At 69.4% G+C, this 9972-nt stretch carries 10 protein-coding genes; 4 read left to right on the forward strand and 6 right to left on the reverse strand.

From position 1 onward, the window contains the following. Nucleotides 1-218: 218 nt before the first annotated feature. Complete coding sequence (locus tag ABEB12_RS19435; protein ID WP_345702945.1) at nt 219-914, reverse strand: RNA polymerase sigma factor; 696 nt, start codon at nt 912-914, stop codon at nt 219-221. 197 nt (nt 915-1111) lie between these two features. On the opposite strand from ABEB12_RS19435, the gene ABEB12_RS19440 reads away from it, so the two are divergent. Next, nucleotides 1112-1408, forward strand: a complete 297-nt coding sequence (locus ABEB12_RS19440) for a hypothetical protein (protein ID WP_345702946.1) — start codon at nt 1112-1114, stop codon at nt 1406-1408. Between the two features lie 218 nt (nt 1409-1626). After that, on the forward strand, nt 1627-2385 hold the full coding sequence (locus ABEB12_RS19445) for a hypothetical protein (protein WP_185066059.1): 759 nt from the start codon (nt 1627-1629) through the stop codon (nt 2383-2385). 2 nt (nt 2386-2387) lie between these two features. Here ABEB12_RS19445 and ABEB12_RS19450 read toward each other — a convergent pair whose 3' ends face one another. The 3 genes from ABEB12_RS19450 to ABEB12_RS19460 all read right to left on the reverse strand — a co-directional run bounded on the left by ABEB12_RS19450 (nt 2388) and on the right by ABEB12_RS19460 (nt 7480). Then, nucleotides 2388-6329, reverse strand: coding sequence for an nSTAND1 domain-containing NTPase (locus tag ABEB12_RS19450; RefSeq protein ID WP_345702947.1), 3942 nt, complete (start codon nt 6327-6329; stop codon nt 2388-2390). 77 nt (nt 6330-6406) lie between these two features. Next, entirely contained in the window at nt 6407-6760 is a 354-nt protein-coding gene (locus ABEB12_RS19455; RefSeq protein WP_345702948.1) for a hypothetical protein, read from the reverse strand. A gap of 81 nt (nt 6761-6841) precedes the next feature. After that, complete coding sequence (locus ABEB12_RS19460; protein WP_345702949.1) at nt 6842-7480, reverse strand: hypothetical protein; 639 nt, start codon at nt 7478-7480, stop codon at nt 6842-6844. Nucleotides 7481-7684: 204 nt separating this feature from the next. On the opposite strand from ABEB12_RS19460, the gene ABEB12_RS19465 reads away from it, so the two are divergent. After that, a complete protein-coding gene (locus ABEB12_RS19465) occupies nt 7685-7921 on the forward strand; it encodes a hypothetical protein (RefSeq protein ID WP_345702950.1) in 237 nt (78 codons plus the stop codon). After that, nucleotides 7908-8180: a hypothetical protein gene (locus tag ABEB12_RS19470; protein ID WP_345702951.1), complete on the forward strand. Its 273-nt coding sequence runs from the start codon at nt 7908-7910 to the stop codon at nt 8178-8180. The genes ABEB12_RS19465 and ABEB12_RS19470 overlap by 14 nt, the downstream gene beginning before the upstream one ends. Here ABEB12_RS19470 and ABEB12_RS19475 read toward each other — a convergent pair. Further along, nucleotides 8171-9088 (reverse strand): hypothetical protein, encoded by a 918-nt coding sequence (locus ABEB12_RS19475; RefSeq protein WP_185061013.1) that lies wholly within the window; start codon nt 9086-9088, stop codon nt 8171-8173. The two genes, ABEB12_RS19470 and ABEB12_RS19475, sit on opposite strands and share 10 nt — an antisense overlap. A 102-nt stretch (nt 9089-9190) precedes the next feature. Continuing rightward, nucleotides 9191-9972, reverse strand: a 782-nt coding sequence (locus ABEB12_RS19480) for a phosphoenolpyruvate carboxykinase domain-containing protein (protein ID WP_345702952.1), incomplete at its 5' end; no start/stop codon positions are given.

Genomic DNA, 9972 nt, shown 5'->3' on the forward strand with positions numbered 1-9972 from the left:
ACCACTTGTTCGGCGGCGCGCGCCGCCATCGAAGTGGTGTTGGTCAGCCGCTCGGTGAGCCGATTGAGGTCGCTGGTGACTTCGTCGGCTCGCTGTTGCCGTAGCGCTCGCCGTACTTCTTCGGTGGCGATCGCCCTGATCTTGTTCTCGCGCATCGCGCTCCCCTCCGGTCACCCTGCTCGACTCGGCAGAGCCCGGATTGGTTGCCGCGCGCTGGCTCAGGCGGCGCTGCGCAGCTGCCGCAGCGACTCGTCCTCGCGCAGGGCGTGCCGGGCGTTGAACAGGTAGCGCTTCACCGCACCCGGGGTGATACCCAGCCGGTCGGCGGCCGACTGCATGCTGTGCCCGTCGTGGTCGACCAACAGCAGCACCTCACGCAGCCGCTGAGACAACCGCTGCAACGCTTTGGCCAGCACCAGCTGACGGGTCACCGAATCATCGATTGCCGGCAGCGGCGCGCCGATGTTCACGGCGATCTCGCTGTCCAACTGGGTGCGGATATCCTCGAACTCGCGGCGCCGCGCGTGCTGACGCAGCCGGCTAATAGCCTCATTGCGCACCGCGCGGTACAGGTAGCCGCGCAGCGCGTCATCCCCATCCAGAGCGGGCGGATTGGCCAGCATCCGGCGAATGACGTCGTGTACGGCCTCCTTGGCGTCCTCGACGTTGTCGAGGTAACGCATCGCGGCGTGGATCAGCACGCCGTGCTGCTCGCGGTAGTGCCGCGCCACCCACTCCCCGAAGGCCTCGCCACGGGCGTGCCCGACGCGGATCAGGCCCGAGCGGTGGCTCCGGTCGGCGGCCGAGGCGGGGCGTATCGCATCCAACCAGCGCACGTCGAACCCGCGCAGCAGCTCGGCCAGCCAGCTGTCCCAGTCGAGGTCGGTTTCCGGTTCGACTGGCTTCTCGGTCACGGCGCGTTCCCCACTGCTCGGCCCGGCACTCGTCTCGGCGGTCATAGCGACTGCGACGCTAGCCAACCGGTGTTGGTTGCTCCGAGCCGATCACTATTGACCCATTCGGGTGACACCGGGTGGCGTCGGGCAACCCTGGCCTCCGGGCACCTGTCGGGCTTGGCACATATCCACCCGCTCACCCCGTAGGAGGAACCATGCGAACCAGCCTGTTGCTCGCCGCCGCGATCGTCGCCGGTGGTGTGTCCGCTCCCCTCGCCCACGCGACACCACTCACGCCCATCCACACCCAGGGCGAAGTCGACTGCACCGCCCGTGAGGCATACGACAACGGCGTCAACGTGCGCAACAGATGCGGCCGGCCGATCTCGGTGAAGGTCATCTGGTCCAACCCGACCTGGGTCACCGACTGCTGGAACATCGACGCCTACAACACCCGTCCGTTCCCAAAACCGAAACCGGGCTCGCGGTATCAGACCGTGCTCGACTGCTGAACATCCCTACGTTCGGCGGCACCCCGGCACCCCGGCAGCCCACCCACGGTGCGGCGGATCCCGCGACGCCGTAGGGAGTCGCGTCTCCGGCGGGCGCGCCCGCACAACCATCGAGGTCTTCCCGTCGTCGGTGGTGTGTGGTGAACCCCGGCTGCATCGCCGGCACAGGTGGACCGGTGAGGGAATGGCGACCGGTCAGAGGGAATGGAGCTGTGATCGTGAGAATGGTTCGGTTCAGCCGCCGCGACTGCGTGGTATCCACCGTCCTTCTTGGCCTCGTCGGGTCGCTGCTTGTCGCGGCCGCGGTGGGTGTGCTGTTGGACGATCCGGAGGGAACGTGCGACGGCCGGCCGCTGGCGGCGACCGAGCTGTGTCTCACCCAAGACGGGACATACACCCGCGACGAGTTGATCGACCGAGCGGATCGCGCCGCGCCGACGGCTGTGCTGGCGTTGCTCGGCTTCGGCGCGGTGTTCCTCGGGTCGAGCGCCTGGTACGCACACATGGCGGGCCTGTGGAGCACGCTCGGTGACCTACTCAGCGGCCGGGCCAAGGCCGAGCGCGAGCGCCAGGCGCGGATGCGGACCACGACCGCGATCGTCGGCGCCGTGGACGGCCCATCCGGGATGCCGATCTTCCTGATCCTGGGTCGCTACACGAGCGACGGCCGGTTCCGGCCGGTGTGTCAGGTGATCGCACCCGTCGGTGATCTCGCCAGACACATGGCCGCGTGGCTGCGCACCGCAGGCGCGGATCACCCGTGGCCCTGTTCGCCCGGCTTCTTCGACGCGCTCTACGGGGGTTGCGCCATCCCGGTGGACTGTCGACGGGTCGTGCCCAGGCTGGTGGTCGAGGTGCGCGCCGAACCCGGCCACACCGACGATGCGTGGGGGCGGGCGGAGTTCGTGAGTTGCCGTCCCGGCCTGTCGGCCCGGCAGGTGCCGCTCGGCACGCAACTCGACCCGGGCAGCCAATGAGGTCAGTGCCGGGCGCAGGGCGGGTCATCCGGCACACCCTCCGGTAGCCGGGCGCGTTCGGCCGGCGTGAATGGCCGGTTCATCGCCGCGCACACCCGGGCAAACCACTGCTCGGGGTCAAGGCTGATGGGTGTGTTCGACAGCCGCAGGGTGAGGGTTTGCCGATCGAGCAGCGGCTGGGGGATCGTCGGCCCGCCAGCCGGCGCGAGCGGGCCCACCTGGCTGCCGTCGCGGAAGTTCCACAGGCTCACCCCCCGCGCGTCGGAAACCACCAGCTCGTCGGTGCGGTCGAAACCGAACAGCTGCATCGGCGGGATCGGGAGGGTCCACACCTGCGCGCCGGCGTCGATGTCCCACACCTGGACCACCCCGTCGGTGGCCATGAACGCCAGGTAGCGGCCGTCGTGGTTGACCACATACCGCAGCCGCGAATGCGGCGGCGTGTACCCGCCCGAGGTCACCCGCGTGGCCAGCCGGCTGAGCAGACGCCCGGTGCCAAGATCCCAGATACTCAACGACCCTTCCCGGGCGAGCACGAACGCCTGGTTGTCGTGCCCGGGCCTCATGAGTACGTGGGGCGTGCCGTACACCGGGTCATGCAGCCAGGCAACCTCGGCGGGGTCGGTGGCCAAGGTGATCGGCGGCCCGAGCGGAACACCGGACCCGCGCAGGCCGCGCAGCACGCCACCGGTCAGTGAGATCTGGGTATCGCTCGCCGCCTCGCCGGCCGGGTCGGCCGTGGATCCAGGACCCGGGATGTCACCAGCGGGCGGGTCGAACCGGTAGAGCGACTCCCCCAACGCCACGACCGGGCTCGGCGCCCCGCCGCGACCGCGCAGCATCCCCAGGGTGTCGAGCGGGCGAAACGGCCCAGATCGGATCGGGAACGACCAGAACCCCGGCAAGAACAGCTGGTACTGCTGGCCGTCGCGCAGCGAGAAGATCGTCAGCAGTGATTGCTGGTCGCTGCCCGCTTCGGCGGTCCAGTAACGCAGGTACTCCCGATCGCCGGACAAGGACACCCAGCCGGCGTCGGAGTCCGCGCAGCCCTTGCCGGCCAGCCCGGGGAACGCCATTGCCGGGGCGCCGTCCGAGGCCCGGGAAACCGCCACCGTGGGTTGGCACGCGATCGCCAAGGTTCCGTGCCGGGCCAGCGCACTGCCCGGCGACAAGATGCGCAGCGGCGCGCCCGACGCCAACTCGTAGATCACCAGACGCGAATCCGGCGCTGCGGGCTCGCCCAGGCGCAGCGCAACGCGGCCAGGATCATCGGTCAGCCACGCCTCGGTCACCCGCGCCGTCGGCGGCGGCCGCAGGTGATGTTCGACCGGCCGATTCGCCTCGAGATCCCAGATCCACACATCGGTGCGGTCGCTGCTGGCCTGCACCGTCCACACCGCGCGTCGACCGTCCGCCGACACAGCCAGGTTCGCCGAAGCCTCGCGGTGCCCGCCCGGCGCCGCAAGCTCGACCGGACCGGCCTGGGAGGGAACGTCCCAGGCAAGCAGCCGGTTGGTCGCATCGAGACCCAGCACCCGCCGGCCATCCGGCGAAAGCGCCAACGGCAGGTCCTCCGCAGCGCCCGGCAACACCCACGATCGGGGCCCGGGCCCGTTCAGGCCGCTGACCACTATGTGCCCACCACTGTGCCCAACCAGCACAGTGTCGCTGTCCGTACTGGTCAACAGCTGGTCAATCCGGGTGTCCGTGACCCCGGTCACGACTTGGCCGACCGCGAGGTTGGCCAGGTAGGCCCGGCCCAGCGCGCTACGCGCCTCCGGACTGTGGGGATCAGCGCGGTAGGCGGCCAGCGCGAGCTGCGCCGCCTTGTCCGGCTCGATTCTGGACTGGTTCGCCGAGTCAATGGCTATGGCACGCACATTGGCCGCGTCCCGTGCATCGCGAATGTCCGCGCGCGACCGCGCGACCAGGGCCGCGAGCGTGCTAGCACCGAGCGCGAGCACGAGGAACACCGCGGCCGCGACCCGCCAGCGCCGCACCTCGCGACGCGCCCTGGCCACACTGGCCCCGATGTACTCGTGGTCCGCGGCGGACAGATCGACACCGCGCTCGGCGCGCATCTCCTTCGCGGTCGCCAGCGCACCACCGCGCAATAACGCACCCGGATCACCGCCGCTGAGCACCCAGTACCGGTACTGGTGATCCATTTCCTGGCGCCAACGCAGAAACCGGAGATCCGCGCGCAGCCGCTCCCGAAACGCCGGCCAATGATCGATCAACGCCTGATGGGCCAGCTCAACATTCTGTAACCCAGCGGCGTCATGGGTCAGCACCACCAGCCGCTCAACCGCCATTCGGCGCGCGACCACCGCCAACTCGGCCGGCAAATCCGCCAGCGGACACGACGCACGCACAAACCCGGGTCCGTTCGGCCGAGCCAACCGGATCAGCAACCGCCAACCAAGCTCATCCTCCGCGGAATCGGTGAGCTCGACGAACACCTCTTCCGCCCGCCGCGCGATCGCCGAAGCCACCCCACCCAGCTCCTGATACCGCGCCGTGCGCAACAGCCCCCCGTCACGCAGTTCCCACAGCTGGGTCAGCAACGACTCCAACAGCGGCAGCCGCCCCGGCTCCACACCGGTATCGTCCAAGATCCGATCTACCAAGCCCGGCTCGAACGACAGCCCCGGGGAATGCTCGGTCGGCCCGACGATCGCCGCCCGCAACTGCGACCGGTCCATGGCGCGCAGCACCACCCGGCCCGCATCCAGCGCGGCAGCCACCCGCCCCGGCGGCAGCTCATCCACGCTCGCGCCCCGCAACGTGAGCACCACCCGAAACGGCAGCCGATCTCCCACCGACACAGCCTCGGCCAACTCGAACAACACGGCGAGCAGCTCGCGGGCCTCGGCGGGGCGGTCTACCGCGAGCTCCTCGAACTGGTCGGCGACCAAAACCAACTCCCGCTCACTCAGCCGCTCCGACAGCTCGGCCGCGACCAAGGCAAGATCCGAACGAATCCGCTCGGATAGCGCCACCACGCAACCGCCGGCCACGTCGGCATCCAGACCCGGGTGAAGCACCGGAGCCAATGCCGCCGCCAGCGCCCGAAGCCCGCCGACCGCACCAACCGTTCGAATCTCACCGAGCCGGCAGCCCCCGGCGCGCAACCGGGGAACAACCCCGGCTCGCAGCAGCGACGACTTCCCCACCCCCGAACCGCCCGTCAACGCCACCAACGGCGACCCGGCCAAGACGTCGAGAACACGCTCGACGTCACGCTCACGGCCGCAGAAAAACCGGGCATGCTCCTCATCGAACGGCTCAAGGCCCCGATACGGGTTGGGCAACAACGCCGGATCCAGCCCCAACACGTCCCGCACCGGCAACGCGAAAGCAGTCGCCGGCCCCTCCGGCCGCGCGGCCACCGCCATCCCCACCACACACCCCGCCGTCACATCCCAGACCGGCGACCCGCTAAACCCCGCCGAAATCCGCGGCCCACCAGAAGCCGCTCGCAGCTGCAGCCACCCAGAACCCTGGCGACCCGCGAACCGCCCCGATACCCACTCCCCATCCAACAGATCCGCCGGGAAACCCAACACCCGAAACTCCCGCCCCCACACCTCCCCCGGCTCCCACATCGGCGGCACACCCACCGGCGCCCGCTCCGCCAACGCCAGAATCGCCACATCCCCCGTACCGTCAGCCCGCATCGGCGACCACCGCGCAACCGTCGCGCCACACCGCACCACGCCAGGCAAAAGCGGGAACTCCACCATCAACGCCCCGGATGGCGGACGACCGCTATTTGTATCCCCTTCAACCCCGTGCGCCACGGTCACCACATGCGCACAGGTAGCCACCAGGTTCGCCCCGACCACGAACCCGGCACCCGCCACCTCACCGGACTCGCCACACACACGCACCACCGCGCGCGCGATCACCTCATGCCCGCCGCTATCAAGCGCACCACGCATCTCGACCCACCCCCTCCAGGCCGTCGCCGAGTCAATCACACCCGTTGATCGAGCCAGGCGCGTCACCGCTTAGCCGGCTAAGGTCGCCTCCGCCCGACCACCCGCACAGCCGTGAGCTGGAATTGTGGGCGGTGACCAGCGCTGTGGTTGGGCTCGACGAAGTCGGTGCGGGCGATGCCCTGTTCGCACAACCGCCAGAACGCATAGAGAAGCCGCGCGGTGAACGTGTTGTCCAGGTCGTTGATCTCCGTACCGGGCTGGTACTCGCCAACCACCCCAGCGGTGTCCGCACCGCCGGCGGCGAGTTGTTCGCGCGCGGCCTCGCTGTGGCCGCTGATGACTTGCTGGTAGCGGCGAAACGATGCTAGAGCCCCCGAATTAGGTCGAACCCGGGCGTGCCGGGGCGAGGCATTTAGCCGCGCGCCGCGCAACTTTTTAAGATCCGTGGGTTGCAACCGTCGCGCCGGGCGCCTGCCGCGGTGACGGGCTCACGGGTGCCGGACCGCGGCCGGTCACGGGCCGAGCGGGGGAAGCCACAGCTCGACACCCGGTACTCCGCCCTGGGAGACGCCGAAGAGGGTGTACCGAGTGGTGGTGACGAATTTGACACCATGCTCAACCCCTCGAGCTCGGAGGGCCTCGACAGCTGGACTCGCGTCCCCGGCGACATGCTCGTTTTCCCATACCGTCAACACGACCGCTGAACTCGAGTCCCTGTCCACCAAAATCTCGGCGATACACGGCCTCTCGCACTGAGCCAGTTCCGGCAGCAGCACCCCGTTGAGGAAAGGAACCGCGTCGTCGAGTCTCGCGGACTCAAGCTGCACGCCGTGCAGCAGCACAACCGCGCCCCGCCCGGGCCGGGAGTGCCAGACTCTCGCCGTGACTTCGTATTGTTCCGCCGTGACGGTGCCGCCGGCGAGCAGCTCGACATCGCGACGGACCTCTGTCAGGACCGCCTCGCTGGAGTGCGCGGGCTCATCCCAGTACGAGGCGGCCACGACGACCCCACTGTCCCAATCCGCGTAGGTGGCCAGGCCGCCGGTGCCGAGCGCCGCTTCCACCACCGCGCGGTCGCGGCCTTCGATATAGTCCAGGACGGCTGCCGTCTTGTCGCGGTCACCGAAGATCGTATTCATCCGGACATGCATGGCGGTGTCCTCATCCTGTCGTGCCGCTCGTGTACCGCGCCCACCGGGGCCGCGGCCGGAGGTGGCGGTCTCCCAAAGTCGCGAGCCTCAAGATGTGCGCGAGTGGGCCGGGCCATTGACCACCGCTAGAGCAGCCGCATACTTTCGGAGTTGCGAGATTTCGCAAGTAACCATACTCTGTGAGGTGCAACGAGGGGAAGTGTCATGCATACCGAGCTGCGCGCCGAGGTCCGCTCAGCGCTGCGGAACCTGACAGCGGCGCGGCGAGCGGAGCTTCCGTATTCGGCCTACCTGCACCGCAAGCTCCTCCAGAAGCTTCTCGATACCGCCGACCAATGCGGAATCGACACCGACACCTGGCTCGATCGAACAACTCTGCCACCGCTGAGCCTCGTCGAAGGCCCCTTCACCCTCGACGAACCCCACCATGACCCCGAGTAGCCCTCGTGCGGTCGCGGTAGTCAGCGACGCCAGCGAGCGCACCCACGGCTCGAAACTCAGCACGGCGGATCACTCCCATGACCGGTTGCCCCGGTTGAACTCGATCGCGGCGCTGCTTCACGAGCGTGTGAACGTCGACGCGGTACCCGACCTGCTGCCCCACGGCCGGGTCGTTCGGCTGCCCACCGTGGGCCACTTCACCGACACCGAGGACGTCACAGCGACCGCCGACGCACTGCACGACCTACTTCAATCCTGACTCCGTGCGGGTGTCCACGGGTGTGCTCGCGGTATCCAAGCCCGCACGTTTGCGCCGGCATGTGCCGTACTCGGCGCCGAACCGGCGCGCCAGGGCGGGTTCCTCGTAGACGCGCACGAATGACGCGGGGACGCGCCAGACCACGGCGGCGCAGTAAGTGACCAGCCCGGTGGGGTGACGGTGACCAGACCGTGCACGCACGCGTGGTAGGCCTCGAGGTCGACCGGTGCGCCGGGTGCGCCGGCGACGGCGCGAGACAGCCCGGGGAGCGCAAGCAGGTGTTCGTGATCGCCGCCGATCTCGATCACCGAACCGGCGGGGCGGTCCATCGCCACCCGCCGGACCGCAAGTTGTGCCGCGAGTAGGTTGATCACGAGGTCCGCGTGACGGCAGGCTCGCTCCAGTGCGCTGGTCGCCTCATGTGGATGCCACACGCTTACGTGATTGTTCCCTGACGCGAGCAGCAGGGCGCACATGATCGGCATGGTCTCCGCGCCGACGACCACCGTCCTGGCTTGGCCGAGGGAGCGGTGTAGCCGGGCCAGGTAAGTCAGCGCGGTGGCGGTGAGAGTGATGGCCGTCGCGTCGTCGTCGGTGATCAGCGGCCGGGCACCGTGATCGCGCAGCAGGTGCTGGGTCTCGTGTGCCCACGCCCGCTCCGTCCGGGTCAGGAAGATCGCACCGACCTGGAGTGGGAGTGCGTGCAGTCGCGCGGCGAGGTCCGCAGGAGCGCGCGTGGTGAGCGTGAGCGGGGTCACCACCAGTCCGGACACGGCGGCGAGGAGCGCGGCGTCGTCCTCCAGCCCCGATCCACTGCGGGTGCCGCGTGGGGCGGGTGCGGTGGTGTCGGTCGCCACGGCGAGCGTCCACCCGGACGCGGGCCGGGCGGGCATGGCCCCTAGGGACACCGGTTGTCCCCACGACGCCCAGCCATTGTCCTGTGCCACTCTCAGCCACCACCGCGGTTGAGCTTCGCGCACAGCCTCGTCAGCCGTGTGAGCACCGACGGGTTAGCGCGCCGAGGCTTCGCCGAGGTGTTGGCGCAGCACATACAGTTCGTGCCGCATCGCCTCGGGCAGCCGGTTGCCGATCTTGTCGAACCACTGCTCGATCAGGCGTAGCTCCTGACGCCATTCGTCGGTTCCGACGGTGAGTGCTTCAGTGATGTCGGCCAACTCGACCTGAAGTCCCGCCAGGTCCAGGTCGGCGGCGGCGGGCACGAAGCCGACCGGGGTCTCGGTGGCGCTGCCGGTGCCCTCGATCCGCTCGGTGATCCACTTCAGCACGCGGGAGTTCTCCCGGAAACCGGGCCACAGGAAGCGCCGGTCGGTGCCGCGGCGGAACCAGTTCACGTGGAAGATCCTGGGCAGCTTGGCCGCGTCGGCGTTCTTGCCCAGGTCCAGCCAGTGGCTCAGGTAGTCGCCGGCGTGGTAGCCGAGGAAGGGCAGCATGGCCATCGGGTCGCGGCGCACCACGCCGACCTTGCCGGTGGCCGCCGCGGTCGTCTCCGACGACAGGGTCGCGCCGAGGAACACGCCGTGCTGCCAGTCCCGGGACTCGGTGACCAGCGGCACGGTGTTCGCCCGCCGCCCGCCGAACAGGATCGCCGAGATCGGCACCCCGGCCGGGTCCTGCCACTCCGGCGCGACGATCGGGCACTGGTCGATGGGCGTGCAGAACCGGGAGTTCGGGTGCGCCGCCGGTTCGTCCGAGCCCGGCGACCAGTCACGGCCCTTCCAGTCGGTCAGGTGCGCGGGCGCCTCGGGCGTCATGCCCTCCCACCACACGTCGC

Origin of the sequence: Actinospineispora eucalypti (assembly GCF_039543365.1) — a bacterium.
Classification (GTDB): Bacteria; Actinomycetota; Actinomycetes; order Mycobacteriales; family Pseudonocardiaceae; genus Pseudonocardia; species Pseudonocardia eucalypti.

Excerpts from the sequence above, each read along its gene's own strand:
- ABEB12_RS19440 (WP_345702946.1), top strand. The coding sequence starts at position 1,112 with ATGCGAACCAGCCTGTTGCTCGCCGCCGCGATCGTCGCCGGTGGTGTG.
- ABEB12_RS19450 (WP_345702947.1), bottom strand. The coding sequence starts at position 6,329 with ATGCGTGGTGCGCTTGATAGCGGCGGGCATGAGGTGATCGCGCGCGCG.
- ABEB12_RS19465 (WP_345702950.1), top strand. The coding sequence starts at position 7,685 with ATGCATACCGAGCTGCGCGCCGAGGTCCGCTCAGCGCTGCGGAACCTG.
- ABEB12_RS19470 (WP_345702951.1), top strand. The coding sequence starts at position 7,908 with ATGACCCCGAGTAGCCCTCGTGCGGTCGCGGTAGTCAGCGACGCCAGC.
- ABEB12_RS19460 (WP_345702949.1), bottom strand. The coding sequence starts at position 7,480 with ATGCATGTCCGGATGAATACGATCTTCGGTGACCGCGACAAGACGGCA.